Annotated in this window: 24 protein-coding genes; 11 read left to right on the top strand and 13 right to left on the bottom strand. The window is 67.4% G+C overall.

The features are described from left to right. Nucleotide 1 precedes the first annotated feature (1 nt). Nucleotides 2-292 (bottom strand): YciI family protein, encoded by a 291-nt coding sequence (locus tag FB547_RS01420; protein WP_145739013.1) that lies wholly within the window; start codon nucleotides 290-292, stop codon nucleotides 2-4. 147 nt (nucleotides 293-439) lie between these two features. On the opposite strand from FB547_RS01420, the gene FB547_RS01415 reads away from it, so the two are divergent. Together FB547_RS01415 and FB547_RS01410 are read left to right on the top strand one after the other, a co-directional pair. After that, nucleotides 440-1,510, top strand: coding sequence for a M4 family metallopeptidase (locus FB547_RS01415; protein ID WP_145739011.1), 1,071 nt, complete (start codon nucleotides 440-442; stop codon nucleotides 1,508-1,510). Further along, nucleotides 1,507-1,845, top strand: coding sequence for a protealysin inhibitor emfourin (locus tag FB547_RS01410; protein WP_145739009.1), 339 nt, complete (start codon nucleotides 1,507-1,509; stop codon nucleotides 1,843-1,845). Before FB547_RS01415 ends, FB547_RS01410 begins: the two co-directional genes overlap by 4 nt. Before the next feature lie 26 nt (nucleotides 1,846-1,871). Here FB547_RS01410 and FB547_RS01405 read toward each other — a convergent pair whose 3' ends face one another. Next, on the bottom strand, nucleotides 1,872-3,200 hold the full coding sequence (locus FB547_RS01405; RefSeq protein ID WP_145739007.1) for an Nramp family divalent metal transporter: 1,329 nt from the start codon (nucleotides 3,198-3,200) through the stop codon (nucleotides 1,872-1,874). A 102-nt stretch (nucleotides 3,201-3,302) separates the two neighbouring features. Here FB547_RS01405 and FB547_RS01400 point away from each other — a divergent pair, with 102 nt between their 5' ends. Genes FB547_RS01400 through FB547_RS01390 form a run of 3 tightly spaced genes read left to right on the top strand, consistent with a single transcriptional unit; the run spans nucleotide 3,303 to nucleotide 4,867 of the window. Next, the gene (locus FB547_RS01400; protein WP_015867994.1) at nucleotides 3,303-3,611 is read left to right on the top strand and encodes a putative quinol monooxygenase; all 309 of its coding nucleotides are present in this window, start codon (nucleotides 3,303-3,305) and stop codon (nucleotides 3,609-3,611) included. A 60-nt stretch (nucleotides 3,612-3,671) separates the two neighbouring features. Then, nucleotides 3,672-4,241: a hypothetical protein gene (locus FB547_RS01395; RefSeq protein ID WP_145739005.1), complete on the top strand. Its 570-nt coding sequence runs from the start codon at nucleotides 3,672-3,674 to the stop codon at nucleotides 4,239-4,241. A gap of 32 nt (nucleotides 4,242-4,273) precedes the next feature. Continuing rightward, nucleotides 4,274-4,867: a hypothetical protein gene (locus FB547_RS01390; protein WP_145739004.1), complete on the top strand. Its 594-nt coding sequence runs from the start codon at nucleotides 4,274-4,276 to the stop codon at nucleotides 4,865-4,867. 70 nt (nucleotides 4,868-4,937) lie between these two features. On the opposite strand, the gene gap is transcribed toward FB547_RS01390, so the two are convergent. Then, entirely contained in the window at nucleotides 4,938-5,939 is a 1,002-nt protein-coding gene (gap, locus tag FB547_RS01385; protein WP_015867997.1) for a type I glyceraldehyde-3-phosphate dehydrogenase, read from the bottom strand. A 63-nt stretch (nucleotides 5,940-6,002) separates the two neighbouring features. After that, nucleotides 6,003-8,108 carry a transketolase family protein gene (locus tag FB547_RS01380; RefSeq protein ID WP_145739001.1) on the bottom strand — a complete coding sequence of 702 codons (2,106 nt, stop codon included), beginning with the start codon at nucleotides 8,106-8,108 and terminating at the stop codon, nucleotides 6,003-6,005. A gap of 136 nt (nucleotides 8,109-8,244) precedes the next feature. Between FB547_RS01380 and speD the strand changes: the two genes are divergently transcribed. From speD to FB547_RS01365, 3 genes are read left to right on the top strand one after another with little or no spacing between them, the layout of a single operon-like run. Further along, nucleotides 8,245-8,625: an adenosylmethionine decarboxylase gene (gene speD / locus FB547_RS01375; protein WP_145738999.1), complete on the top strand. Its 381-nt coding sequence runs from the start codon at nucleotides 8,245-8,247 to the stop codon at nucleotides 8,623-8,625. A gap of 23 nt (nucleotides 8,626-8,648) precedes the next feature. After that, nucleotides 8,649-9,359 (top strand): NDP-sugar synthase, encoded by a 711-nt coding sequence (locus FB547_RS01370; RefSeq protein ID WP_145740520.1) that lies wholly within the window; start codon nucleotides 8,649-8,651, stop codon nucleotides 9,357-9,359. Then, nucleotides 9,356-10,750 (top strand): aminopeptidase P N-terminal domain-containing protein, encoded by a 1,395-nt coding sequence (locus tag FB547_RS01365; RefSeq protein ID WP_145738997.1) that lies wholly within the window; start codon nucleotides 9,356-9,358, stop codon nucleotides 10,748-10,750. Before FB547_RS01370 ends, FB547_RS01365 begins: the two co-directional genes overlap by 4 nt. Here the strand turns inward: FB547_RS01365 and FB547_RS01360 are convergent. The 7 genes from FB547_RS01360 to FB547_RS01325 all read right to left on the bottom strand — a co-directional run bounded on the left by FB547_RS01360 (nucleotide 10,692) and on the right by FB547_RS01325 (nucleotide 19,391). Continuing rightward, nucleotides 10,692-11,666, bottom strand: a complete 975-nt coding sequence (locus FB547_RS01360; RefSeq protein ID WP_145738995.1) for a LysR family transcriptional regulator — start codon at nucleotides 11,664-11,666, stop codon at nucleotides 10,692-10,694. The genes FB547_RS01365 and FB547_RS01360 overlap by 59 nt on opposite strands. Nucleotides 11,667-11,711: 45 nt before the next feature. After that, complete coding sequence (locus tag FB547_RS01355; protein ID WP_145738993.1) at nucleotides 11,712-13,076, bottom strand: esterase-like activity of phytase family protein; 1,365 nt, start codon at nucleotides 13,074-13,076, stop codon at nucleotides 11,712-11,714. 80 nt (nucleotides 13,077-13,156) lie between these two features. Next, a complete protein-coding gene (locus FB547_RS01350; protein ID WP_145738991.1) occupies nucleotides 13,157-14,785 on the bottom strand; it encodes an FAD-dependent oxidoreductase in 1,629 nt (542 codons plus the stop codon). Nucleotides 14,786-14,901: 116 nt separating this feature from the next. Then, nucleotides 14,902-16,446, bottom strand: coding sequence for a polyamine aminopropyltransferase (locus FB547_RS01340; protein WP_145738989.1), 1,545 nt, complete (start codon nucleotides 16,444-16,446; stop codon nucleotides 14,902-14,904). Between the two features lie 14 nt (nucleotides 16,447-16,460). Next, on the bottom strand, nucleotides 16,461-16,679 hold the full coding sequence (locus FB547_RS01335) for a DUF350 domain-containing protein (protein ID WP_015868006.1): 219 nt from the start codon (nucleotides 16,677-16,679) through the stop codon (nucleotides 16,461-16,463). A gap of 62 nt (nucleotides 16,680-16,741) precedes the next feature. Next, nucleotides 16,742-18,223, bottom strand: coding sequence for a DUF4178 domain-containing protein (locus tag FB547_RS01330; RefSeq protein ID WP_145738987.1), 1,482 nt, complete (start codon nucleotides 18,221-18,223; stop codon nucleotides 16,742-16,744). 118 nt (nucleotides 18,224-18,341) lie between these two features. After that, complete coding sequence (locus FB547_RS01325) at nucleotides 18,342-19,391, bottom strand: SPFH domain-containing protein (protein WP_145738985.1); 1,050 nt, start codon at nucleotides 19,389-19,391, stop codon at nucleotides 18,342-18,344. Between the two features lie 166 nt (nucleotides 19,392-19,557). Here FB547_RS01325 and FB547_RS01320 point away from each other — a divergent pair, with 166 nt between their 5' ends. The 3 genes from FB547_RS01320 (at nucleotide 19,558) to FB547_RS01310 (ending at nucleotide 22,967) form a co-directional block, all read left to right on the top strand. Then, entirely contained in the window at nucleotides 19,558-21,900 is a 2,343-nt protein-coding gene (locus tag FB547_RS01320) for an NADP-dependent malic enzyme (protein ID WP_145738984.1), read from the top strand. Between the two features lie 180 nt (nucleotides 21,901-22,080). Further along, entirely contained in the window at nucleotides 22,081-22,491 is a 411-nt protein-coding gene (locus FB547_RS01315; RefSeq protein ID WP_145738982.1) for a ribonuclease domain-containing protein, read from the top strand. A gap of 50 nt (nucleotides 22,492-22,541) precedes the next feature. Next, nucleotides 22,542-22,967, top strand: a complete 426-nt coding sequence (locus tag FB547_RS01310; RefSeq protein WP_086012221.1) for a barstar family protein — start codon at nucleotides 22,542-22,544, stop codon at nucleotides 22,965-22,967. A 309-nt stretch (nucleotides 22,968-23,276) separates the two neighbouring features. Here FB547_RS01310 and rsmA read toward each other — a convergent pair whose 3' ends face one another. After that, nucleotides 23,277-24,047 carry a 16S rRNA (adenine(1518)-N(6)/adenine(1519)-N(6))-dimethyltransferase RsmA gene (rsmA, locus tag FB547_RS01305; RefSeq protein ID WP_145738980.1) on the bottom strand — a complete coding sequence of 257 codons (771 nt, stop codon included), beginning with the start codon at nucleotides 24,045-24,047 and terminating at the stop codon, nucleotides 23,277-23,279. Continuing rightward, nucleotides 24,047-25,456, bottom strand: coding sequence for a peptidylprolyl isomerase (locus FB547_RS01300; protein ID WP_145738978.1), 1,410 nt, complete (start codon nucleotides 25,454-25,456; stop codon nucleotides 24,047-24,049). The genes rsmA and FB547_RS01300 overlap by 1 nt, the downstream gene beginning before the upstream one ends. Nucleotides 25,457-25,459 lie beyond the last annotated feature (3 nt).

The following is a 25,459-nucleotide window of genomic DNA, read 5'->3' as shown; positions in this document are numbered from 1 at the left end:
CTCAAAGCGCCTTGAGGATCTCGGTCGCGGGCGCGGTCATGCTGGGTACGAACTCGATCACCTGCGTGCTGGCCGCGCCGTTCTGCACGAACGGGTCGCGTGCGAGCACGGCCTCGAGCTCTGCCCGGTCGCCCGAGCGCGCGAAGATCACGCCGCCCTTGCGCGGCACCTGCCGGCCCGAGGCCAGGAACAGACCGCTTTGGTAGTGCTTTCGCAGCCACGCCATGTGCCCATCCATCAATACATCGAGCTCTTCAAGCGGACGGATGTAGGTGAGCGTGACGATGAACATGGCAGCAGCGGCAAGTGGATCGGAAGGCTCCGATCGTATGGCCTGGAACGCAGCCATCTCATGACCAGAAGTAACGGAGTGATCCAGGTTTTACGGCTTTCTGATACCGTCTTTTTCGTTGCCCTCAACTGCAAAGGAGAGTCGCCCATGCCGCTTCGCTCGCCGGGCCTTTTGCCGCCCAGCTTCGTACCGCCGTACCTGCTGGACCGGCTGGCGCAACATGCCGGTGCACATGCCAGCGCGAAGGCGGCGCAGACGCTGATGATCGACCGCCAGCACCGCGGCCTGCGCGAGGCGGTGGCCGGGCAGGGCGTGTCGTCGGGCCCCGCGCCCAGTTACCTGCGGCGTGACTCGCCCGCACGCGCCATCCACGACGCGGAACACACCATGGCCCTGCCGGGCCGGCTGGTGCGCGCCGAAGGGCAGGCCGCCACCGGCGACATCGCCGCCGACGAGGCCTACGACTACCTGGGCGCCACCTACCGCCTGTATCACGACATCTTCGAGCGCGATTCCATCGATGGCGCGGGCATGCCGCTCACGGGCAGCGTGCACTACGGCAACGACTACGACAACGCCTTCTGGAACGGCAGGCAGATGGTGTTCGGCGACGGCGACGGCGAGGTCATGAACCGCTTCACCATCGCGGTGGACATCATCGGCCACGAGCTCACGCACGGCGTGATCGACCACGAGGCGAGCCTGGTCTACCAGGGGCAGCCGGGCGCGCTCAACGAATCGATCTGCGACGTGTTCGGCGCGCTGGTCAAGCAGCACCTGCGGAAGCAGACGGCCCAGCAGGCCGACTGGCTGGTGGGCGCGGGGCTCTTCACCGACCGTGTGAAGGCGCGCGCACTGCGCTCGATGGCCGAGCCCGGCACGGCCTACGACGATCCGGTGCTCGGCAAGGACCCGCAGCCTGCCCACATGAAAGACTTTGTCGACACGCGGCAGGACAATGGCGGCGTGCACATCAATTCCGGCATTCCGAACCGCGCCTTTCATCTCGCTGCCACGGCCATCCAGGGCCCGGCATGGGAGACGGCCGGCCGCGTCTGGTACGACACGGTGTGTGACCGGCGGCTGCGCCGGGACGCCGATTTCCTGGCCTTCGCACAGCTCAGCGTGGAAAATGCGGCCAGGCGCTTCGGCGCCGGCAGCGCGGCGCACAAGGCCGTTGGCGCCGCATGGAACACCGTGGGAGTCACACCATCATGATTCAGCTTCCGCCCCTGGACCAGGCCTCCGTCGTGCGCCTGACGCGCGAGGGCGGCGTGGCCTACGTGCCGGGCCTGTCGCGCCCGCGCAGCTACCAACTGGGCAACTGCAGCGAGGAATTGCGCCAGCAGATCGGCGAAGCGCTGCAAAGCGCCGCGCCGCACGCGGAGCCGCGCGGCGGCCCCGGTTCGCCGGGCGGCGACCAGCGCTTCTACCGCGTGGAGGTCGTGGTGGAAAGCGCCACTTCCCATTCGGGCTCGGTCAGCTTCGAGGTGCCCGAGAACGAAGCGCCCGAGTCGCTGGTGCACCTGTGGAAGGACGCGGCCGAGCGCTAAAGATACAAGGCTTCGTCTTCACCAAATCAAGGGCCGCCGAGCACCGTCGACGCCACCAGCCACACGTTGGCCGAGCTGATCACGCCGAACAGCCCCCAGGCCAGCAGCTTGACCAGCCTGCCGTTGGCAAAGCCGCCCATCAGCGCGCGGCTGCTCGTGAAGCGGATCAGCGGCCACATCGCGAACGGCAGCTGGAAGCTCAGCACCACCTGGCTCAGCACCAGCATCTTGCCCACGCCGCCATCGCCGAACCACCAGACCCCCAGGAACGCCGGCCCGAGCGCCAGCCCCCGCGTGATCAGGCGGCGCTGCCAGCACGGGATCTTCAGGTCGAGAAAACCTTCCATGATGATCTGGCCCGCGATGGTGCCAGTGAAGGTCGAGCTCTGGCCCGAGGCCAGGAGCGCAATGCCGAACAGCGTGGCCGCCACCGCGCTGCCCACGATGGGCTCGATGAGCCGGTAGGCGTCGTCGATCTCGGTCACCTCCACATGGCCGGTGCTGTGGAAGGCGCTGGCCGCCAGCACCATGATGGCCGCGTTGACCAGCAGCGCGAGCGAGAGCGAGAACACCGCGTCGAAGGTGCAGAAGCGCACCGCCTCGCGCCGCGCCGCATCGCTGTCGGCCACCAGCCGGGTCTGCACGATGGACGAATGCAGGTACAGGTTGTGCGGCATCACGGTGGCGCCGACCACGCCGATCGCAAGGTACAGCGCGCCTGGCTGCTGCAGCCGCTCGAAGCTGGGCGCGAAGCCCATCGCCACGCCGAACCAGTTGGGCTGCGACATCGCGAGCTCCACCACGAAGCAGCCCGCGATGGTGCCCACCAGCCCGAGCACGATCGCCTCGACGCGGCGGAAGCCCGCGCCCTGGAGCCCCAGCACGAGCAGCGTGTCGAACGCAGTGATGCCGATGCCGACCGGGATCGAGACGCCGAACAGCAGGTGCAATGCGAGCGCGCTGCCCAGCACCTCGGCCAGGTCGCAGGCCACGATGGCCAGCTCCGCGCCCAGCCACAGGAAGCGGCTCACGCGCGGCGAATAGTGCTCGCGGCAGGCGCGCGCCAGGTCTTTCTGCGCCACCAGCCCGAGCCGCACGCACAGCGTCTGCAGCAGCATCGCCGCGAGGCTCGCGAGCAGCACCACGAAGAGCAGGCCGTAGCCGAAGCGCGACCCGGCCTCGATGTCGGTCGCCCAGTTGCCCGGGTCCATGTAGCCCACCGACACCAGCAGGCCGGGGCCCGCGTAGCGCAGCAGCTTCTTGCCGAAGGGCAGGTCCCGCGGGACCGCCACGCTGCCCTTGACTTCGGAGGGACAGAACGGCGCGGTGGCCGTGCGGGGCAGGGGAAAGAACATGCGGGCGATGATAGGGTCGCGCGCGGGACCGCTGGCCGGGCGGCCGGTCTTTTAGATTCGACGGTCCCATTCCACACCCATGCAACAACGGAGCTTTTTTCCATGATCCACGTCGTCGCCGTCATCACCGCCAAGCCGGGCCAGCGCGCCAGCCTGCTCGAAGCCTTTGCCGCCAACCGCGCGGCCGTGCTGGCCGAAGAGGGTTGCATCGAATACGGCGCCACGGTCGACGCCGCGGGCGTGCCTGCATCGAAGGCCAGCTTCGGGCCCGACACCTTCGTGGTGATCGAGAAATGGGAAACGCTGGCGCACCTGCAGGCCCACGCGGTGGCGCCGCACATGGCGGCCCACGGGGCGAAGACGAAGGAGCTGGTCCAGAGCAAGCTGATCCACGTGCTCGAGCCGGTCTGACGCGGCCGGTTTACGTCATGTTACTGTCGCGCCTCCAAACAACTCTGGAGGAGAAGAAACATGGCAAACAACCGCCTGCTCGGCGTTGTCCTCTGCGCGCTCGCCGTCCTGGCGACGGGTTGCGCATCGCCCAAGGCACCGCCCTACGCGCCGGACTACGCCGCGCTTGACCAGCTCAAGGCCTCGAAGCCTTCCACCGTCGCAGTGGTGAAGGTCGAGCCGACCGACCCCAACGCGCCCGTCAACAGGATCTCGCTGCGCGGAACCCGGCTGGATTCGCCCAGCGGCACCTTTGCCAAGTATCTCGAGGAAGCGCTGGTGCGCGACCTGAAGGAAGTCTCCGCATTCGATGCCAAGTCGCGCACGCGGCTCGATGCCCGGATCCTGGCCAACGACGTCAGCGTGGGGAACATCTCCACCGGCACGGGCGTGATGGAAGTGCAGATCGAGGTCACGCGCGAAGGCGTGCAGCGGCTGAAGAAGACCTACAAGGCCGACATCAGCTTCGAGTCCAGCTTCGCGGGCATGGTGGCCATTCCGGCCGGGCAGACGGCCTATCCGACGCTCGTTCGCGCGCTGCTGAAAAAGGTCTACACCGACCCGCAGTTCGCCGCCGCCATCGGCTCCTGACGCCACCCGTTCGAAAAAAAAGGAAGACCAACATGTCCTTTTCCGGAACCGTCCGCATTGCGCTGGCGCTGGCCTTCGCCGCAGTGCTCGCAGGTTGCGCACACCCCATCTCGCTCAGCACCGAGGCGGCGCCGCCGCAGCGCGTCGACACCTACCTGGTGCCGAAGAAGGTGGCCTATGCCATGAGCGATGCCGAGCGCGGCAAGCAGGCCATCACCCCCGGCGGCGGCGGCGACCGCATCAGCTACTACCCGTACCGCGACCTGGAAAAATCGATCCGCGATGCGCTGCGCGCGGTCTACCAGGACGTGGTCGTCATCCCCTCGGCGGCCGATGCCAGTGCCGTCAAGGCGTCGGGGGCAGCCTATGTGTTCACGCCGGCGATCACGACCAGTTCCAGCTCCTCGTCGGTCCTCACCTGGCCACCCACGGAGTTCACCACCGAGATCGCCTGCACCGTGACCGATCCGGCCGGCGCGGAAATCACGCGGGTCAAGGCGACCGGCCGGGGTGCCGCGGAGTTCAGCGAGTTCAAGCACGACCTCGCGCTCTCCGCCAAGCGCGCATCGGCCGAGGTGGCGAACCAGCTGGCCAGCGAGATCCGCAGGAACGAGAAGCTGCGCTGAACCGCCCGGTGCCACGCCCATGAAAAAACGCGCCCGAGGGCGCGTTTTTGTTGCCGGGTCCGCGAAGCTTTTACTTCGCCACGACCTTCACCATCTCCAGGCACTTGTTCGAGTAGCCCCATTCGTTGTCGTACCAGCTCACGAGCTTCACGAAGGTGCCGTCCAGCGCAATGCCGGCTTCGGCGTCGAAGATCGAGGTGCGCGGGTCGCCGCGGAAGTCGGTGGCCACCACCTTGTCCTCGGTGTAGCCCAGCACGCCCTTGAGCGCGCCTTCGCTCTGCGACTTCATCTCGGCGCAGATTTCCTTGTAGGTGGCTTCCTTCTCGAGCTCCACCGTGAGGTCGACCACCGACACGTCGGAGGTCGGCACGCGGAAGCTCATGCCGGTGAGCTTCTTGTTGAGCTCGGGGATCACCACGCCCACGGCCTTGGCGGCGCCGGTGCTCGAGGGAATGATGTTTTCCAGGATGCCGCGGCCGCCGCGCCAGTCCTTGTTGCTCGGGCCGTCGACGGTCTTCTGCGTGGCGGTGGCGGCGTGCACGGTGGTCATCAGGCCGCGCTTGATGCCCCACTTGTCGTTCAGCACCTTGGCCAGCGGTGCCAGGCAGTTGGTGGTACAGCTGGCGTTGCTGACGATGGCTTCGCCGGCGTACTTCTTGTCGTTCACGCCGTAGACGAACATCGGGGTGTCGTCCTTCGAGGGGGCCGACATGATCACCTTCTTCGCGCCCGCGTCGAGGTGCTTCTGGCAGGTTTCCTTGGTGAGGAAGAGGCCGGTCGACTCGAGCACGATGTCGGCGCCGACTTCGTTCCACTTCAGCTGCGCCGGATCGCGCTCCTGCGTGAGGCGGATCTTCTTGCCGTTGACGATCAGCGTGTTGCCTTCCACCGTGACTTCGCCCTTGAAGCGGCCGTGCACCGAGTCGTACTGGAGCATGTAGGCCAGGTAGTCGGGCTCGAGCAGGTCGTTGATGGCGACGATCTCGATGTCGTTCTTGAAGTTCTGCACCGCTGCGCGCAGCACGTTGCGACCGATGCGACCGAAGCCGTTGATACCGAGTTTGATAGCCATCTGATTTGCTCCTAAGGTTGAAAAACTTGTGGTCGGACAGAAAGGGGAAAAGCCTCGCCGGGCTCAGCCGCGCAGTGCGGCTTCGACCGTGGCGGCAACGTTCTCGGCCGTGAAGCCGAAGTGCTTGAACAGCGCCCCGGCCGGTGCCGACTCGCCATAGGTGTCGATGCCCACGACGGCCGCGCAGCCGTATTTCCACCAGCCGCCGGTGCAGCCCATTTCCACCGCGATGCGCGGCAGCTTCTTGGGCAGCACGGCCTTCTTGTAGGCCACGTCCTGGCGGTCGAAGGTGGTGGTCGAGGGCATCGACACCACGCGCACGGCAATCTTCTTCTCGGCCAGCAGCTTCTGCGCGGCCAGTGCCAGCTGCACTTCGGAACCGGTGGCGATGATGACCGCGGCGGTCTTCTTGCTCTTTAGGCCGACGGCTTCGGGCTCCGCCAGCACGTAGGCGCCGCGGCTGATGTCGCCGAGCTCGCCCTTGGGCGCGTAGGCGATGTTCTGGCGGCTCAGCAGCAGCGCGGTCGGACGCGACTGGTTCTGCAGCGCCACGGCCCAGGCCACGGCGGTTTCGGCGGTGTCGCCCGGACGCCAGACGTCGAGGTTCGGAATCAGGCGCAGCGAGGCGGCGTGCTCGATCGACTGGTGCGTCGGGCCGTCTTCGCCCAGGCCGATGGAGTCGTGCGTGAACACGTGCACCACGCGGCGCTTCATGAGCGCGGCCATGCGGATGGCGTTGCGGCTGTAGTCGCTGAAGGTCAGGAAGGTGCCGCCGTAGGGAATGAAGCCGCCATGCAGCGCGATGCCGTTCATGATGGCCGCCATGCCGAACTCGCGCACGCCGTAGTTGATGTGGCGGCCGATCTCGCCGTGCGGCGGCTCGACGGCTTCGCCCTGCGCGGCTTCGTCTTCGGCGCCTTGCGGAGGCTGCGGCGCAGGGGGCGCGTTCAGCACCACGGCGCCGGTCTTGGCGTCGAAGCGCAGCGCGGCAGTGCTCTTGGTGTTGGTGAGGTTGGAGCCCGTGAGGTCGGCGCTGCCGCCGAGCATTTCGGGCAGCGCGGCGGTGAAGGCCTCGAGCGCGAGCTGGCTGGCCTTGCGGCTGGCCACGGTCTCGCCCTTGGTGTGGGCCGCGACCACGGTGTCGAACGCCACCTGGTGGAAGTTCCTGGGCAGCTCGCCCTTCATGCGGCGGGTGAACTCGGCGGCCAGGCCGGGGTAGGCCTTGGCGTAGGCCTCGAACTTGTCGTTCCAGGCCGCTTCGGCCTTGGCGCCTTCTTCCTTGTGGTTCCAGTCGGCGTAGGCTTCCTCCGGCACTTCGAAGGCCGCATAGGGCCAGTTCAGCGCGGCGCGGGTGAGCGTGATCTCGTCGGCGCCCAGCGGCTCGCCGTGGGCCTTGGCGGTGTTGGCGCGGTTCGGGCTGCCCTTGCCGATCTGCGTCTTGCAGATGATGAGGGTGGGCTTCGAATCTTCCTTCTTCGCCTTGGCGATGGCCTTGGACACGTCCTTGGCGTCGTTGCCGTCGATCGGGCCGATCACGTTCCAGCCGTAGGCCTTGAAGCGCTCTTCGGTGTTGTCGATGAACCAGGGCTTCACCTGGCCATCGATGCTGATGCCGTTGTCGTCGTACAGCGCGATCAGCTTGTTCAGGTGCCAGGCGCCGGCCAGCGCGCAGGCTTCATGGCTGATGCCTTCCATCATGCAGCCGTCGCCCAGGAAGGCGTAGGTGTGGTGGTCGACGATGGCATGGTCCTTGCGATTGAACTCGGCCGCGAGCAGCTTCTCGGCCAATGCAAAGCCCACCGCATTGGTGATGCCCTGGCCCAGCGGGCCGGTGGTGGTTTCCACGCCGGGGGTCACGTCCACTTCGGGGTGGCCCGCGGTCTTGCTGTGCAGCTGGCGGAAGTTCTTGAGCTCGGCAAGGGGCAGGTCGTAGCCGGTGAGGTGCAGCACCGAATACAGCAGCATCGAGGCGTGGCCGTTCGACAGCACGAAGCGGTCGCGGTCGAACCAGTGCGGGTTCGCGGGGTTGTAGCGCAGGTGTTCGCCCCAGAGTGCGACGGCCATGTCGGCCATGCCCATCGGTGCGCCCGGATGGCCGGAGTTTGCTTGTTGGACGGCATCCATGGCCAGCGCGCGGATCGCGTTGGCCATCAGGGCTTGGTTTGCCATGGGCGGTGGGCTTTCGGGGAATGTGGATTAGGGGGAACCCGCGATTTTACCGGCCTCGCTCCACCCCCCTCCTGCAGCGGCCAGAACACCCCACTGATGCTCTTTGGCGACACCCGGGCTGCTAGAGTTGCCACCCATGCATGGGCTGCACCTCACCGCCGATCTCCACGACTGCCAATGCGCCATGCAATGGCTCACCGACAAGGAGGCGCTCGGCGCCGTCTGCATCAAGGCGGCAACGGCCGCCGGGCTGCAGCCGGTGGGCAAGCTGGTCCATGGTTTTCCGGCCACGCCGCAAGGGCCGGGCGGCGTCACGGCCACCGTGCTGCTGGCCGAATCGCACCTGTGCATCCACACCTGGCCCGAACAGCGCGGCGCCACGCTCGACGTGTATGTGTGCAACTTCGGCGGCGACCATTCGGCCAAGGCGCATGCGCTGATGGAATGCCTGGTCGCGCTGTTCCAGCCGCGCCACAGCGAGCGCAACGAACTGCTGCGCGGCAGCGTCGCCGCGTGAGTGCCCCGGCTTCCGTGCGGGCGATGATCCTCGCGGCCGGCCGCGGCGAGCGCATGCGGCCGCTGACGGACACCACGCCCAAGCCGCTGCTCGAAGTGCGCGGCAAGCCGCTGATGCAATGGCCGATGGAGGCGCTGGCCGCCGGCGGCTTCACCGACCTGGTGGTCAACACCGCCTGGCTCGGCGAGAAGATCTCCAACCACTTCGGCCCCAAGCCCTTGCTGGATGGGCATCCTGCGCTATCGATTTCCTACTCCGACGAAGGCCGCGATTTCGGCGAAGCGCTGGAAACGGCCGGCGGCATCGTGCGTGCGCTGCCCCGACTGGGCGAGATTTTCTGGGTGGCGGCCGGCGACGTGTTCGCGCCGGATTTCGCCTTCGCGCAGGCCGCGGTGGACCGCTTCGCGGCCAGCGGCAAGCTGGCGCACCTGTGGCTGGTGCCGAACCCCGCGCACAACCCCAAGGGGGACTTCGGACTCTCCGCAGAAGGCCTGGCGCTCAACTCGGCGGCCGAGAAATACACTTTCTCGACCATTGGCCTCTACCGTGCCGCGCTTTTTGCGCCGCCCTATTGCGGCATCCCGGCCGGCAACCCGGCGGGCGCCAAAGCCCCGCTGGCCCCGATCCTGCGCGCCGCGATGGACAATGAACGCGTGAGCGCCGAGCTCTACGCCGGTCCCTGGACCGACGTGGGAACGCCCGAACGGCTTCTTCAACTGAACACGCCAAGATGACCTCAGAAGACCACCGGATCTACGCCAAGCGCCGCGCGCGCCTCGCATCGCAACTGGGCAAGGACGGCATCGCCATCGTCCCGACCGCGCCCGAGCGCCAGCGCAACCGCGACAGCGACTTCCTGTTCCGGCATGACAGCTACTTCCATTACCTGACCGGCTTCACCGAGCCCAACGCCTGGCTGGTGCTCGCGGGCGACGGCCGCAGCATGCTGTTCTGCGCGCCCAAGGACCTGGAGCGCGAGATCTGGGACGGTTATCGCCTGGGCCCCGACGCCGCGCCCGCGGCGCTTGGCGTGGACGAGGCCTTCTCGGTCGACGAGCTCGACGCCCGGCTGCCGAAGCTGCTCGAGAACAAGTCGACCGTGTGGTTTCCGTTCGCGATCCACAAGGGCCTCGAAACACGCGTCGACGGCTGGCTGCAGTCGGTGCGTGCACGCGTGCGGTACGGCGCGCTGTGCCCCGAGGAACTGCACGACCTGTGCGGTCCGCTCGACGAAATGCGCCTGGTGAAGGACGCGCACGAACAGGACATCATGCGGCGCGCCGCGCAGATCAGCGCGCGCGCCCACATCCGCGCGATGCAGCTGTCGGCGCGCATGCTGCGCGAAGGCAAGGACGTGCGCGAGTACCACCTCGACGCCGAGCTGCTGCACGAGTTCCGCCTGGGCGGCTCGCAGTACCCGGCCTACGGCTCCATCGTGGCGGCGGGCGCCAATGCCTGCGTGCTGCACTACCGCGCCGACGCGGCGCCGGTGCGCAGCGGTGAACTGGTGCTGATCGACGCAGGCTGCGAACTCGACGGCTATGCCAGCGACATCACGCGCACCTTCCCGGCCAACGGCAGGTTCAGCGGGCCGCAGCGCGCGCTGTACGACCTGGTGCTGGCCAGCCAGGACGCCTCGGCCGCAGCCACCAAGGCCGGCAATCGCTTCACGGACCCGCACGATGCGGCGGTCAAGGTGCTGGCGCAGGGCATGCTCGACCTCGGCCTGCTCGATGCCGGCAAGGTCGGCAGCGTCGACGACGTGATCGACTCGCGCGCCTACTTCCAGTTCTACATGCACCGCACCGGCCACTGGCTCGGCATGGACGTGCACGACTGCGGCAGCTATGTCGAGCCCACGCAGGTGGGCGAGGTGAGCGAACGCAAGGACCCGCTGTCGAACGAAGTCATCAAGAACCGGCCGAGCCGGATCCTGCACCCCGGCATGGTGCTGACGCTGGAGCCCGGCATCTACGTGCGCCCCGCCGAGGGCGTGCCCGAGCAGTTCCACAACATCGGCATCCGCATCGAGGACGACGCGATCGTCACGGCCACCGGCTGCGAGCTCATCTCGCGCGGCGTGCCGGTGAAGGCGGACGAGATCGAGGCACTGATGCGAGCTTGACCGCGCGCTGCGACACCGGCGGCGGCGCATGCCGCGCCTGCAGGAAGTCGATGAACACCCTGAGCTTGCGCGGCATCTGCGCGCGGCTCGGGTGGTACAGGTAGAAGCCCGGAAACGTGGGCCACCAGGGCTCGAGCAGCGGCACCAGGCGGCCGCTTTCCAGATCGCCGCGCACCATGCCTTCGAAGGCCACCATGATGCCCGCGCCGTCGCGCGCGGCGGCCAGCAGCACATCGCCGTCGTTGCTGATCAGCGGCCCGGCCACTTCGACGTCGAGCACGCGGCCGTCCTGTGCGTATTCCCAGCGATAGAGGGCCCCCGTGGTCAGGCGGTAGTTCAGGCACTGGTGCTCGCGCAGGTCCTCGGGCGTCTTCGGCGGCCTGCGCCCCGCCAGGTAGCGCGGCGACGCGAGCGTCACCATGCGCTGCGGCCCCCCCACCGGCAGGGCCACCACGTCCTGCGCCAGGCTTTCGCCGAGCCGGATGCCGGCGTCGAAGCCGCCTTCGACCAGCTCGATCATGCGGTTGTCGCAGACCAGTTCCAGCGTGATGTCGGGATAGGCCTCGGCAAAGTCCGCGAAGTGCGGGTTCAGCAGCAATTCGGCCGACACGCGCGCGACGTTCAGGCGCAGCAGCCCGGCCGGCTTGTCGCGCGCCTCGTCCAGGCCTTCGACCGCCTGCGCGAGCGCGGCCAGCGCCGGCTGCGCACCTTTGAGCAATTGCTGGCCCAGCTCGGTCACGCCGACGCGCCGCGTGGTGCGGTCGAGCAGGCGCACGCCGAGCCGCCCCTCGAGCATGCGCACGGTCTGCGACAGGGCCGAGGGCGACACGCCCAGCTCTTGCGCGGCCCGCGTGAAGCTGGCGTGGTGCGCAATGCGTGCGAAGGCGGCAATGGCGGGGAGCAGTTCGGGCGACATGCGCGAATTATGAAGAGGCGCGTCAGCCGGCCACTCGCGATGGCGCTACCTGGCCTGCAGCAGCGCCCCCGCCTCCAGCAGCACCAGCTCGTTGTCGTCCGCCTGGTTCGGCTCGCGGCTGCTGGAGAACGGCAGGTTGTTGTCGTTGCCGACCACGATGTGCGTGGCATCGACCACGTCCACGTTCTCGATCGTGAAGAACGGGAACTTGAGCACGCCGTCGTTGAGCGGCTTGCGCGCGAGCCCGGCCGGGTCGGCGATGTTCAGCAAGTCGATGTAGCCGATCTTGCGTACCGCGCCGCCCGCGTTGGCGTCGCTCAACTCGATCTTGTAGACGCGCTTGAATTTGGCGATGTCGTGGAAGCAGTCGCTGCGCTTCTGGCCCTCGGGGCAGGCCTTGTCGCTGGTGCCCTCGCCGTTGTCGCGCTCGATGATCAATCCGGTGGTCGCGTCGATCATGTTGAAGTCGCCGATGGCGTGGCCATTGGCTTCGAGCGGGTATTTCCAGTGGCGGCCGGTCCATTTTTCCGAAGCCACGTCGAACTCCAGCACGCGCAGCGCTTCCTTGCCGTCCAGCTTCTCGTAGTCCTTTGCCTCGGCGTTCCACACCGGGCCTTCGAGCAGCGCGTAGAGCTTGCTGCCGTCCTTCGACGAAGCCATGCCTTCGAAGCCCTTGGAGCGCTTGATCTGGAAATCGACCGCGCCGCCCGGTGCGCCCGGCGTGGTGACGGCCGGATGGTCGGGGGAGCGCACGGCCTTGCCGTCGACCTGCGTGTCGAACACCGCGAGCACCTTGCCCTTGAGGTCGGCCTTGATCAGGAAGGGGCCGAACTCCTCGCCGATCCACAGGGCGCCGCCGGCAAACTGGAAGCTCTCGGGATCGAAGTCGGAGCCGGTCAGGTAGCGCTGCTTCGTGCCCTCGTGAACGATGCGGAAGGGCACCTTCTTGTCCGGGTCGTGCAGGAAGATGGTGTTCAGGCGGTTGAACTTGCCGCTCTTGAAGTCCACCTTGTAGTGGTTCAGGTAGAGCATGAAGTCGGGCGAGTTGGCCTTGGCGCCAGCACCGTTGTCGGTGAGGATCCAGAACGAGCCGTCGTCCATCTTCTTGATGCCCGAGTGGCCCTGCAGCGGCTGGCCCTTGAAGGGCAGCGAGACGCCGGTGCCGCGGCCACCGGACAAGCCTTCGATGGTGCCCAGCGCCTCCACGCGCTTGCCCGAGGTGAACTTGCCGCTCACCTGCAGGTCGGCGGGCGCATCCTTGGGCGCCGCGACGAAGCTTTGCGCGGGCAGTACGGCATGGCCGGCCAGCGTCGCAGGGAAGGCGGCCTGTGCGGCGGCATGGCCGCAGGCGAGCGCGGCGGCCAGCGCGATGAAAGAAGTACAGAAAAAGAAAGAAGCGGGGCGCGTCATTGGAAAGAGAGGTTCCGTGTCGAAACGCGAGACCATGCCGGCCACGCGTGACGCGGCCATGACATGAGGCACCCGGGCCTTCAGCCCGGCGCCTCGCCCGCGACGTGCCCGCGCGTGAACGCCTCCTCGAAGATCGAATAGCCCGACCAGTCGGCATGCGCGAACGAAAGCCGGCCCGCGATGACACGGCCGCGGTGCCCTGCGTCCGGCGACATGCGGTGCGCGCCGATCTGCGCAAGCAGGCCCGGCCGCGGGATCGACATGGCGTGGCCGTAGCGCGTGATCTCGATGCGCGTCGCGAGCGAAGGCAGGTCGGGGTGCGGCACCGAGAGTTCGGCGAGCAGCTCGTCGCGCCAGCCGGTCCAGGGGCGGTCGAGCAGCAGGCGGCGGCCATCGGCGCCGTCGTGGCGGCTCGGGCCGAGCGGGCGGTACCAGCTCAGCACGGTGCCGCGCGGCGTGGGGTCGAGCGTCTGATGGCGCGCATCGACGTAGCCGAGGCCGCGCGTGCCGTGGATCACGTTGTCCCAGCTCGGTGCGGCGCCGGGCCGGTCGGCGAGCGGTCCGCGCAGGTGCACGTTGGCCACGAGCCAGGGGGCATAGCGCAGGTGCGCGGCGGCGTTCTTCAATACCTCCGGCGCGTTTTCGACCACGCGCGCGGCGATGAACACCGGCAGCGCGACGATGCAACGCCCGGCCTGCCAGCGCACCAGCGATTGCGATGCGGCATCCCACGCGTCGACCTCGACACCGCCGCGAAGCTCGGCGATGCGCGTGACGGCCTGGCCTGTGCGCAAGCGGTCGCCGAGCGGCGCGGCCAGCCGCTTTGTGAGCCAGCCATTGCCCTCGGGCCAGGTAAGCACTCCGTCGCGCTCGGCGGCCGATTCGGCGCCGCCGCCTTTCGCATCGCCGGGCGCGTGAAAGCCATGGCGGCTCGCGAAGTAGTGGATGCCGGCCCAGGCCGAGACCTGTTCGATGCCTGCGCCGTAGTCGTCGCGGCAGCAGTAGTCGAGGTACCAGCGCAGCTGCGCATCGCCGAAGCCCTCGCCGTCGAGCCATTGCGCGAAGCTGACGGCATCGAGCGCCAGCAGCTCGGGCGTGAGGGCGGCCTTGAGCGTGGGAATGACGAAGTGCGCCGCGTGCTGCAGCGCGTCGATGCGCTGCGCGAACCTGCGGTACTGCGCGTGCGTGTCGGCGCCCACGCCATGCAGGGGCAGCAGGCCGTCCTGCCACTCGCCGCGGAAGAACAGCCGCTCCTGCGGGCTGTGGCAGAGGTGGCGCTCGTCGTATTCCCAGCGGCCCGCCACGCGCCGGCGCAGGCCGAGTTCCTCGAGCAGGTCCTGTACTTCACGCGCATCGTCGCCGGGCGTCGGCAGGTAGTGCGCGCCGAGCGGACAGGCAATGCCGCTCACCATGCCGCCGCGCGCATTGCCGCCCGCCGCATCCTCGAGCTCGAGCAGCACGAAGTCCTCGATGCCCGCGAGCCGCAGTGCGCGCGCGGCGGCGAGACCCGCGACGCCGCCTCCGGCAATCACCACGCGCGTGCGCTTCATGCTTGCCGGAGACGGGCCCTTGAGCGCGCTGTCGCGCAGTGCGTGGCCGCGCGCGACGTCGATGCCGGTGAAGCCGCCGTCGATGGGCGGCGGCGGGGCCTCGCAGCCAGCGAGCGCAAGGGCGCCCGCCGCAGCCCCAAGAAAACCCCGGCGCTTCATTGCACCCGTCCCTTTCGGGAAACACCGCGGAACCGGCTTTGCCGGGCCGCTGGTGTTGCCCCCGGCGAGGGGGTGGGCGAAGCGACACGAAGTGCGCGAAGGCTGGGGGAGATCATTCAGTGCGTCGTGATCACCTTGCCCCACTCCTGCTCGTAGGTGGTGACAAGGGTCTGGTTCGACAGCCGGTTCACTTCGGCCGGCACGCGCGCCATGTCGAGCGGAAAATCGAACATCAGCGGCAGGGTGGAGGGCGAGAGAAAGCGCAGCCCGGAAGGCAGCGCATCGGGCATGCGGTACGGCCGCCGGCTCGCGATGATGTAGCCCCATTCGCCGAAGCTCGGCACATGCGCGTGGTAGGGCGTTGCCTGCAGGCCGACCGATTCGATGGTCGCCGCCACGGTCCAGTAGCTCTTGCGCGCGACCAGCGGCGAGGTGGTCTGGATCACCGCGTAGCCGCTCGCCGAAAGGCGCTTTTCGAGCAGCGCATAGAAGCTGTTGGTATAGAGCTTGCCGATCGCGAAGTTGGTGGGATCCGGGAAGTCGACCACGATCACGTCGAAAAAGTCCCCGGGCTGCTGCAGCCACTGGAACGCATCGGTATTGACGACCTTCACCTTCGGCGACGAGAGCGAATGCCCGTTGAGCGCCGCCAGCGTTTCATGCGCGGTGAAGAGCTGGGTCATGTTCGGATCGAGCTCCACCAGCGTGACCGATTCGACCGAGGGATATTTCAGGATCTCGCGCACCGCCATGCCGTCGCCGCCGCCGAGCACCGCGACTTTCTTCGGCGCGCCCTGCGCGGCCATCACCGGATGGACGAGTGCCTCGTGGTAGCGGTACTCGTCGCGCTCGGCGAACTGCAGGTTGCCGTTCAGGAACAGCCGGTGCCCGAGCTGCCCGCGCGTGACCACGATGCGCTGGTAGGGCGAGGTGGCGCTGAACACGATGCGGTCCTGGTAGAACTTGTCCTCGGCCAATGTGGTGATGTGGCCGGCCCCGGCGAAGGCGCCGACCAGCGCGGCCAGCGCCAGCAGGCAGGCCAGCGCATGCGCGCCGATGCGGCGCAGCTCATGGCGGAACAGCCACAGCGCCCACACGGCCACGGCCGCATTCATGATGCCGAACAGCAGGCCGGTGCGGATCATGCCCAGCTGCGGCACCAGGATGAGCGGAAAGGCCACCGACACCGCCAGCGCGCCGAGGTAGTCGAAGGTGAGCACCTGCGACACCAGGTTCTTGAGCTGGATGTTGCGCTTGAGGATGCGCATCACCAGCGGGATCTCGAGCCCCACCAGCGTGCCGACCACCACCACGAGCCCGTAGAGCAGCAGGCGGAACGCGCCGGGCACGTAGGCGTTCGCGAGGAAGAGAACGGCCGGCAGCGCGCCGCCGACCAGCGCCACGAGCAGCTCGATGCGCAAAAAGTGCGCGGGCAGCTGGCGCTCGAAGAAGCGCGAGAGCCACGAGCCCACGCCCATCGCGAACAGGTAGGTGCCGATGATGGTGCTGAACTGCAGCACCGAGTCGCCGAGCAGGTAGGAGCTCAGCGCGGCCGCGGTCAGCTCGTAGACCAGCCCGCAGGCCGCGACCACGAACACGCTGGCCAGCAGCGCGATCTCGACCGGCTGCGGCCCGCGCGCATCGGCGGAATGCGCGGACACGGCCGCCTCCCCGCTCAATGGATGGCTGCGGCGACGATGACGCAGATGCCCAGGCTCATGGCGGCCACCACCAGGCCCAGCGCCACGTTCTGCTTCTCGACGATTTCGCCCCAGAGGTCATAGGGCGTGAGCTTGTCGATGATGAGGAAGCAGAGCCAGAAGATCAGCACGCCGAGCAGCGCATACACGAGCGATCCGAGGACCACGCCCGGTTTCAGCCATTCAAATCCCATGGGGACCTCCAGTCGTAGTTGCAGTAGTGGGTGACATCAGCGCGAAGCTATGTTGCTCTTGTTCATTTGTGGCCGCCGCCGCTCGAATAGCCGCCATAGGAGCCGCCGTAGCTGCGCGACCCGCCGGAGGATCCACCGCTGCAGGTGCTCAGGATGACCAGCAGCACGATGATGACGATCACGATGAGGATGATGGTGCCGCAGCCCAGGCCCGATGCGGCGCTGACCGGCAGCGCATCGCCGCGCGCGAACATGTCCTTCTTGTCGTCGAGCTTGAAGGCGGCGGACACCAGTCCGCTGTCGAGCTTGCTGCCCGAGGACCAGGTCAGCTCGTTGGCCGAGCGCTCCATCGAAAGCAGCGCGTTGCCGCTGGCGAAATCGCGGTTGAAGGTTTTCTGGCCGCGCTCCACCTGCCAGTAGAACTCGCCCGCCACATAGGTGGTTTCGGCGTTGTAGGCGTACTGCTGCGTATAGCGCTTGCCCAGGTAGGTAGCGCTGCTGCCGTTCTCGGCCATGACCGGCGCGCCGGTGGTCGGCTTGACCATGCTCCAGCCGTCCTCGGCGTCCACCAGGAAGCTGAAGCCGCGCTTCTTGTTGTACAGCAGGTATTCGTTCCAGCCGAAGTGCTCGTCGTCGCCGGGCTCCACGCCCATGCGGTGCTGGAAGCCCACCACCTGCCACTGCGCGCCCTGCAGCTGGCCGGTGCTGCCGATGGGGATGAGCGGGCGCACGGGTTCGTTCTGCTCCGCGTGCTTCAGCTCGCCGCCGATGCCCTGCGACACGTCGATGATGCTGTTGCACGAGCCGCAGGTGATGCTCTTGCTGTCGGCCAGGTTGACCGTGACGGGCGCGCCGCAGTTGGGGCAGTTGAAGGCGCGGCCTTTTTCGTCCTTGGCGGATTCGTCGCGCAGGCCCGTGAACTGCAGGTCCTCAAGCTGTACCGAGCGGCCCAGGTAGGCGCCGGGCGGCTCGGTGCCGTAGTCGATGCTGAGCACCAGCCCCTTGTCGCTGCGCAGTTCGACCATGGGGAACGGGCGGCCCAGCTCGGGCAGGTGCGGCAGTTCGCCCTGGGCGGACAGCAGCGTCACCTGCTCGTTGGACGAGACGGTGTAGCTCTGGCCGTTGAATGCGCTGGCGGCCCCCACGCGCAGGTCGCCCGGCGGTGGCGCGGCGCGCTGCAGCTCGAAGGGCAGCGCGAACACGTAGGCGCCGTTGTCCTCGCTCAGGATGCCGGTGCGGTCGCCGTCGAGCGCGGCGATCCACTCGGTCCAGCGCCCGCCGGCGGTGCTGTATTGCAGCCGGCCGATGATGGTGAACGGCTGGTTCTGGATGCGGCCCGCGGCAAACAGCTGCAGCGGGCTGAAGTCGTCGAACAGCTCCGCCATCTTGCCGATGCGCGCGAGCGTCTCGCCCTGGCGCACGACGGTGCTCTGGCAGTAGGGGCAAACGGCGAAGGCCGATTGTGCGGACCTGAATTCGACCGGCGCGCCGCAGCCGGGGCAGGGCGCACGGTAGGCGCGCTGGGCGCCGCCTTCTTCAGCCATGGCAAACGGCAGCGGATGCAGCTGCGGGGAATGCCGTGGAACCGGCTACGCCGGGCCACAGGCATTGCCCCCTGCAAGGGGGAGGGAGTAGCGACACGAAGTGCGCGAAGCCTGGGGGTTAGACCAACTTCTTGAGCAGCTCCGCCTTCTTGGCGTCGAACTCTTCCTGCGTGAGGATGCCCTTGGTCTTGAGCTCGCCGAGCTTCTCGAGCGTGGTCATCACGTCGGCCGGGCTCACCACGGCCACGGCCGGCTGCTGCTGGGTCGCCGCGGCCTGGGCCGCCGCGCCCGGGCTCAGCCCCTGCGCGAGGTTCTGCGCCAGCACCTGGCCCAGCGCCACGCCGGCGCCCAGGCCCATGGCATCGCCCGCGATACCGCTGCCGCCCGCTGCGCCTTCGGCGAACTTCGGGATCGCCTGCGCCGTCTGGTACTGCATGAACTTGCCCATGTCGTTGCCGACCATGCCCATGCCGATCTTCTGGTCGAGGATCTTCTGCAGTTCTTCGGGCAGCGAGACGTTCTGGACCGTGATGTTCTCGAGCTTGATGCCGATCTTCTCGAACTCGGGCACCAGCTGCGCGGCCAGCGCCTGGGCAAACTGGATCTGGTTGGCGGCAAGGTCCAGAAACGGCACGCCGCTGGACGCGATGGCATTGCTGATGTTCTGCAGCACCAGCCCGCGCAGCTGGCCGTCGAGGTCGGCCACGCTGTAGACGTCGCGCGTGCCCGAGATCTCGGTGTGGAACAGCTTGGCATCGCCGATGCGGAAGCTGTAGTTGCCGAAGGCGCGCAGGCGCACGGCGCCGAAGTCCTTGTCGCGGATGGTGATGGGCTGCGGCGTGCCCCACTTCTGGTCGACCTGCTGGCGCGTGCTGAAGAAGTAGACGTCGCTCTTGAACGGGGACTCGAACAGCTTGTCCCAGTTCTTCAGGTACGTGAGCACGGGCAGCGTCTGCGTCGTGAGCTTGTACATGCCCGGGCCGAACACGTCGGCCACCTGGCCTTCGTTGACGAACACCGCCACCTGCGACTCGCGCACGGTGAGCGAGGCACCGTTCTGGATTTCCATCTCCGCCATCGGGAAGCGCCAGGCCAGCGTGCCGTCGCCGGTCTCGGTCCACTGGATGATGTCGATGAACTGTTTCTTGATGAAATCCATCAGGGCCATGGCTGCTCCTCGTCGAATTTTTTTCCGGACTGCGCATATTGCCACATCGCCTTGACGGGTCTTGCTGCTTTCGGCAGGGTGGATCTCCGCCATGCGGCCTATGGCGCCCCGGGCCGAGGTCTACAATCGGCGCCCCCAGAAGAAGCGCCACCAGGAGCAACGGCCCATGTCCGATTCGACGATCCCATCGACCCCCACGCCCGAAGACAAGCGCGCCGAACTGCGGCGCGCCGCCCTCGAGTACCACGAGCTTCCGGTGCCGGGCAAGATTGCCATTGCCGCCACCAAGCAGATGGTCAACCAGCGCGACCTGTCGCTGGCGTATTCGCCCGGCGTGGCCGCGCCCTGCGAGGAAATCGTCAAGGACCCGGCCAACGCCTTCAAGTACACGGCGCGCGGCAACCTGGTGGCGGTGATCACCAACGGCACCGCCGTGCTCGGCCTTGGCGACATCGGCGCGCTGGCATCCAAGCCGGTGATGGAAGGCAAGGGCGTGCTGTTCAAGAAGTTCGCCGGCGTCGACGTGTTCGACATCGAGATCGACGAGAAGGACCCGGCCAAGCTGGTCGAGATCATCGCCTCGCTGGAACCCACCTTCGGCGCCATCAACCTCGAGGACATCAAGGCCCCCGACTGCTTCTACGTCGAGCGCGAGCTACGCAAGCGCATGAAGATCCCCGTGTTCCACGACGACCAGCACGGCACGGCCATCACCGTGGCCGCGGCCATGCTCAACGGCCTCAAGGTGGCGGGCAAGGACATCAGCGAGGTCAAGCTGGTGACCTCGGGCGCGGGCGCCGCGGCACTGGCCTGCCTGAACCTGCTGCTCAAGGTGGGCCTCCAGCGCGAGAACGTGTTCGTGACCGACCTGGCCGGCGTGGTCTACGAAGGCCGCGAGGAGCTCATGGACGACGACAAGCGCCAGTACATGCAGAAAACCACGGCCCGCACGCTGGCCGAGGTGATCGAGGGCGCCGACGTGTTCCTGGGCCTGTCGGCCGGCGGCGTGCTCAAGCCCGCCATGGTGGCCAAGATGGCGCCGCGCCCGGTGATCTTCGCGCTGGCCAATCCGAACCCGGAAATCTCGCCCGAGGACGCCCATGCAGTGCGTCCCGACGTGATCATGGCCACCGGACGCACCGACTACCCGAACCAGGTCAACAACGTCCTGTGCTTCCCGTACATCTTCCGCGGCGCACTCGATTCGGGCGCCACCACGATCACCGACGAGATGGAAATTGCCGCGGTGCGCGCCATTGCCGATCTCGCCCAGGCCGAGCAGAGCGAGCGCGTCGCCGCCGCCTACGTCGGCGAAAAGCTGACTTTCGGGCCCGAATACCTGATTCCGAAGCCCTTCGATCCGCGCCTCATGATGAAGATCGCGCCGGCGGTGGCCAAGGCCGCCGAGGAAAGCGGCGTGGCCTCGCGCCCGATCAAGGACATGGACGCCTATCGCGACCGCCTGCAGAGCTTCGTCTACGCCTCGGGCACCACGATGAAGCCGATCTTCGACGCCGCCAAGCGCGCGCAGAAGAAGCGCGTGGCGTACTGCGAGGGCGAGGAAGAGCGCGTGCTGCGCGCCGCCCAGATCGTGGTCGACGAAGGCATTGCGCGCCCCACGCTGATCGGCCGCCCGGCCATCATCGCGCAGCGCATCGAGAAGTTCGGCCTGCGCCTGAAGGAAGAGCTCGACTACGACATCGTCAACGTCGAGCAGGACCACCGCTACCGCGACTTCTGGCAGACCTACCACCGCATGACCGAGCGCAAGGGCCAGACGGTGCAGACCGCCAAGATCGAGATGCGCCGCCGCCTGACGCTGATCGGCGCCATGCTGCTGCACAAGGACGAGGTCGACGGCATGATCTGCGGCACCTGGGGCACCACGCTGATCCACCTGCACTACATCGACCAGGTGATCGGCAAGCGCCCCGGCGGCTGCGAAAGCACGCCGCAGGACGTGCCGGTGTATGCCTGCATGAACGGCCTGCTGCTGCCCGACCGCCAGGTGTTCCTGGTCGACACCCACGTCAACTACGATCCCTCGCCCGAGGAACTGGCCGAGATCACGACCATGGCGGCCGAGGAAATGATGCGCTTCGGCCTCAAGCCCAAGGCCGCGCTGCTGTCGCATTCGAACTTCGGCACCAGCAACGAGCCCAGCGCGGTCAAGATGCGCAAGACGCTCGACCTGCTGCGCGTGCAGGCGCCCTGGCTCGAAGTGGACGGCGAAATGCACGGCGACGTGGCACTCGACAGCAAGCAGCGCGCGATCGTCATGCCGCACAGCGCACTGGCGGGCGATGCCAACCTGCTGGTTTTCCCGAACATCGACGCGGCCAATATTTCCTACAACCTGCTCAAGACCGCGGCCGGCGGAAATATCGCGATCGGCCCGGTGCTGCTCGGTGCCGCCAAACCTGTGCATATTCTCACAGCCAGCGCAACAGTTCGGCGCATCGTGAACATGACAGCCTTGACAGTCGCCGACGCAAACGCAGAGCGATAAGCCATTTGGCGAGAGTGGCCGCCAACTTAAAGCGCCACTCGATCCCCTTGCGACTGCTCAAACTTTGGGCACTCGCTTGCTATTTTCGCCAGCGTGGTGCACACTCGCGGGCTTGAATTTGCGGGTTAACCCCAGGGTTGGCTGCCAATTCGGAACCCCGCTCTTTTCTTGTGGTGCCCCATGGCGGCTTACGCCTCGATCACGTCCTCTGTCACTAAGTTTGCGCTCACCGGCTTGATGCTGGCGGCGTTGGCGACGGGGGCCGAGGCCCGCGGATGGTTCGGCACCGGAAAGCCCGCCCAGGAATCGATTGCACTGTCCGAACTGCCGGTTCAGGGCCAGCGAACCTACGAAGCCATCCTGAACGGCGGCCCCTTCCGATTCGAAAAGGACGGCACGGTATTTGGCAACCGCGAGCGTCTTTTGCCGCCCGCGCGGCGCGGTCACTACCGCGAGTACACGGTGGCAACGCCCGGCTCGCGCGATCGCGGTGCACGGCGCATTGTCTGCGGCGGAGAACAGCGCACCACACCCGAGGCCTGCTGGTACACGGCAGACCACTACGCGAGTTTCAGACGGATTGCACCATGAGCGATGACAAAGACTTGAGCGGCGCCCCGAAGCGCCCCGAAGAAATGATGATGACTATGGAAAGACCAGCGGAGATGACCCTATCCCTTCGTGCCGTACGCCCGAACATCGTGCAGTCGATTCGTGCGTTCCGCGTGAACGACCTGCAGGAAGCCGCCAACGCCGCGGGCCAGCACTTCCTGTACGCCAATCTGGGGAACGCCCAGACCAAGCAGGACGTTCTGGACCTGATCGCCCAGCAGTTCACCTTTCCGGCGCATTTCGGCAAGAACTTCGACGCGCTGTACGACTGCATGACCGACCCGTTGCATAAATCGGGCCCGCAGCCCGGTTTCGTGATCGTGCTCGAGCAGATCCCGGCCAACGCCAAGTTCGACAAGGAAGCGCGCGAGCAGCTGCTCGACATCTTCCGCGATGCCTCCGACTACTGGGGAGACCGGAAAGTCCCGTTCCGCTGCTTCTATTCTTTTCTGTAGCCCGTTCTGCACACACCAGCCAAGCAGAACGGGCGAACGAGGCTCAGCCGAACGGCGCAGCACTCGATGGCATCGAAATCAACGGCAGCACCGCCAGTGCGGCCGCCGGCACGGAACCCGAAGGCGAAAAGATGCCGACCGACAAACTGGTCGACGTCTCGCCGCTCGCATTGCGCATGAGCAGCCCCTTCAACGCGGGCTACTGGCTCGCGGCGGCCTGAACAAGCCCACCCCCGAAGCGGCTCACTTCGTGTAGCCGGTTCCGCGGTGTTCACGAACGAAAGCCCGCCTTTGCCAAGGCGGGCTTTTCTATTTGGGCTCGGGGGGAACGGCCTGGGCCAGGGCGACGTATTCGGCCACGGGCACTTCCTCGGCGCGGCGCTGGGCGTCGAATTCGCCTGCAAAGCCGTGCGCGTCCAGCCATTTGCCCAGGGTGTGGCGCATGATCTTGCGGCGCTGGCTGAAGGCGACCTGCACGATTTCGCCCAGGCGGGCGGCATCGACGGCCGGCGGCTCGGCCAGCGGCGCCATGCGCACCACGGCGCTGTCGACGCGCGGCGGCGGATCGAAGCTCTCGGGCGGCACGAACAGCACGTTTTCCATCCGGTAGCGCCACTGAAGCATCACGCTCAGGCGGCTGTAGTCCGACGTGGCGGGGCGCGCGACCATGCGGTCGATCACTTCCTTCTGCAGCATGAAGTGCTGGTCGGCGATCAGGTGCGCGAAGCCCAGCAGATGGAACAGGATGGGCGTGGAGATGTTGTAGGGCAGGTTGCCGACCACGCGCAGCGGCGCCGCGAACCTGGCGGCCAGCGCGGCGAAATCGACCTTGAGCACGTCGGATTCGATGACGTCGAGCTGCGGATGCTCGCGCAGCCGCTTGGCCAGGTCGCGGTCGAGCTCGATGACGGTCAGGCGCCCGAGCCGCTCGACCAGCGGCTGGGTGAGCGCCGCCAGCCCCGGACCGATTTCGACCATGGCGTCGCCAGGCTGCGGCGCGATCTCCTGCACGATGGCATCGATGATGCCGCCGTCGGACAGGAAGTGCTGCCCGAACCGCTTCCTGGCGATGTGTGCCATCAGGACTGGGGCGCCTCGCGGTATTCGACGTAGGCGCGCGCGCGCACTTCCTGCACCCAGGTGCTGAAGGCTTCATCGACCCGCTGCTCGCGCAGCACGGCCCGCGCGGCTTCGCGCTGCTCGGCCTGGGTGAGCTTGGATTCGCGCCGGCCGACCACCTGGATCAGGTGGACGCCGAAACGCGACACCACGGGGTCGCTGATCTGGCCCGGCGCCAGGCGGTCCATGGCTTCCTCGAACTCGGGCACGAACTGGCCCGGGCGCGACCAGCCCAGGTCGCCGCCTTCCTTGGCGCTCGCGTCCTGCGAGTTGTCGCGCGCCAGGCCCGCAAAGTCGGCCGTGCCGGCCTGCAGGCGGCGCTTGAATTCCGCGAGCTGCGCAACCGCCTGCGCGGTGGTGCGCTTGGGGTCGTTGAGCAGCAGGATGTGGCGCACCTGCGTCTGGGTGACGGTGGCGTCGGCGGCGCCGAGCTGGGCCTTGGCCAGCACCTTGAGCACGTGGAAGCCCGCACCCGAACGGATCGGGCCGGCAATGCCGTTGACCGGCGTCGACTGCGTGGCTTCGACGAACAGCGACGGATAGCGGTCGGCGGTGCGCATGCCGACGGCGCCACCGTTGGCGCGGTCCGGCGAATCGGAGTTTTCCTGCACCAGCTTGGCGAAGTCTTCGCCCGCGCGGGCGCGCTGCGCGAGGCCCTGGGCCCGCTGCTGCAAGGTGGCGACCTGCGCTTCGGTGGCGTTCTCGGGCACGGCGACCAGGAGGTGCGCAAGGTTGATGTTCTGCAGTGCCGCATCCTTGGTGGGGGCATTGCGCTGGTCGCGCAGGTATTCGTCGGCCTCGGAGTCGCTGATCTTGACCTTGGACTCGACCTCGCGGTCGCGCAGGCGCGTGAGCAGCAGCTGGTCGCGCAGGTCGTTGCGGAATTCGCGCTGCGAGATGCCTTCGGCCACCACGCGGCGGCGCAGTTCCTCGACGCTGATCTGGTTCTGCCGCGCCACGGTCTGCTCGGCCTGGTCGATGGCGACGTCGTCCACCTTGATGCCGTTTTCCTTGGCCAGCTGGAGCTGCGCGCGCTCCGAGATCAGGCGCTCGAGTACCAGGCGCGTGAGTTCGGCGCGCGGCACGCGCTCGGCCTCGGCATTTTCCCGGATGAGGCGCGTGACGCGCGACTGCACCTCGGTGTTGGTGATGGGCTCGGAATTGACCAGTGCGACGATGTATTCGGCCGAGCGCTGCACCGGCGCGGCGGTGGAAGGCGCGGTGCGCGGCGCCGGCGGCGCCAGCCGGGGACCGGCGCGCATGATGTCGGTGATGCCGCTGCCGCCACCGGGATGCAGGCCTTGTGCGCCCGAGGCCGCGGCCAGTGCCGCTAGGCAGCCCAGGGTCAGGATGGAACGGATGTGTTTCATGGC

Origin of the sequence: Variovorax beijingensis, assembly GCF_007828835.1 — a bacterium.
Classification (GTDB): Bacteria; Pseudomonadota; Gammaproteobacteria; order Burkholderiales; family Burkholderiaceae_C; genus Variovorax; species Variovorax beijingensis_A.
Note: the sequence above shows the minus strand (reverse complement) of the source record. Positions and strands in the feature narration are given on the sequence as shown.

Excerpts from the sequence above, each read along its gene's own strand:
- FB547_RS01330 (WP_145738987.1), bottom strand. The coding sequence starts at position 18,223 with ATGGCTGAAGAAGGCGGCGCCCAGCGCGCCTACCGTGCGCCCTGCCCC.
- FB547_RS01300 (WP_145738978.1), bottom strand. The coding sequence starts at position 25,456 with ATGAAACACATCCGTTCCATCCTGACCCTGGGCTGCCTAGCGGCACTG.
- FB547_RS01325 (WP_145738985.1), bottom strand. The coding sequence starts at position 19,391 with ATGGCCCTGATGGATTTCATCAAGAAACAGTTCATCGACATCATCCAG.
- FB547_RS01395 (WP_145739005.1), top strand. The coding sequence starts at position 3,672 with ATGGCAAACAACCGCCTGCTCGGCGTTGTCCTCTGCGCGCTCGCCGTC.
- FB547_RS01360 (WP_145738995.1), bottom strand. The coding sequence starts at position 11,666 with ATGTCGCCCGAACTGCTCCCCGCCATTGCCGCCTTCGCACGCATTGCG.
- FB547_RS01415 (WP_145739011.1), top strand. The coding sequence starts at position 440 with ATGCCGCTTCGCTCGCCGGGCCTTTTGCCGCCCAGCTTCGTACCGCCG.
- FB547_RS01350 (WP_145738991.1), bottom strand. The coding sequence starts at position 14,785 with ATGAAGCGCCGGGGTTTTCTTGGGGCTGCGGCGGGCGCCCTTGCGCTC.
- FB547_RS01380 (WP_145739001.1), bottom strand. The coding sequence starts at position 8,108 with ATGGCAAACCAAGCCCTGATGGCCAACGCGATCCGCGCGCTGGCCATG.
- FB547_RS01420 (WP_145739013.1), bottom strand. The coding sequence starts at position 292 with ATGTTCATCGTCACGCTCACCTACATCCGTCCGCTTGAAGAGCTCGAT.
- FB547_RS01365 (WP_145738997.1), top strand. The coding sequence starts at position 9,356 with ATGACCTCAGAAGACCACCGGATCTACGCCAAGCGCCGCGCGCGCCTC.
- FB547_RS01370 (WP_145740520.1), top strand. The coding sequence starts at position 8,649 with ATGATCCTCGCGGCCGGCCGCGGCGAGCGCATGCGGCCGCTGACGGAC.
- FB547_RS01390 (WP_145739004.1), top strand. The coding sequence starts at position 4,274 with ATGTCCTTTTCCGGAACCGTCCGCATTGCGCTGGCGCTGGCCTTCGCC.
- FB547_RS01320 (WP_145738984.1), top strand. The coding sequence starts at position 19,558 with ATGTCCGATTCGACGATCCCATCGACCCCCACGCCCGAAGACAAGCGC.
- FB547_RS01400 (WP_015867994.1), top strand. The coding sequence starts at position 3,303 with ATGATCCACGTCGTCGCCGTCATCACCGCCAAGCCGGGCCAGCGCGCC.
- FB547_RS01410 (WP_145739009.1), top strand. The coding sequence starts at position 1,507 with ATGATTCAGCTTCCGCCCCTGGACCAGGCCTCCGTCGTGCGCCTGACG.
- FB547_RS01310 (WP_086012221.1), top strand. The coding sequence starts at position 22,542 with ATGACTATGGAAAGACCAGCGGAGATGACCCTATCCCTTCGTGCCGTA.
- speD (WP_145738999.1), top strand. The coding sequence starts at position 8,245 with ATGCATGGGCTGCACCTCACCGCCGATCTCCACGACTGCCAATGCGCC.
- FB547_RS01335 (WP_015868006.1), bottom strand. The coding sequence starts at position 16,679 with ATGGGATTTGAATGGCTGAAACCGGGCGTGGTCCTCGGATCGCTCGTG.
- gap (WP_015867997.1), bottom strand. The coding sequence starts at position 5,939 with ATGGCTATCAAACTCGGTATCAACGGCTTCGGTCGCATCGGTCGCAAC.
- FB547_RS01315 (WP_145738982.1), top strand. The coding sequence starts at position 22,081 with ATGGCGGCTTACGCCTCGATCACGTCCTCTGTCACTAAGTTTGCGCTC.
- rsmA (WP_145738980.1), bottom strand. The coding sequence starts at position 24,047 with ATGGCACACATCGCCAGGAAGCGGTTCGGGCAGCACTTCCTGTCCGAC.
- FB547_RS01405 (WP_145739007.1), bottom strand. The coding sequence starts at position 3,200 with ATGTTCTTTCCCCTGCCCCGCACGGCCACCGCGCCGTTCTGTCCCTCC.
- FB547_RS01355 (WP_145738993.1), bottom strand. The coding sequence starts at position 13,076 with ATGACGCGCCCCGCTTCTTTCTTTTTCTGTACTTCTTTCATCGCGCTG.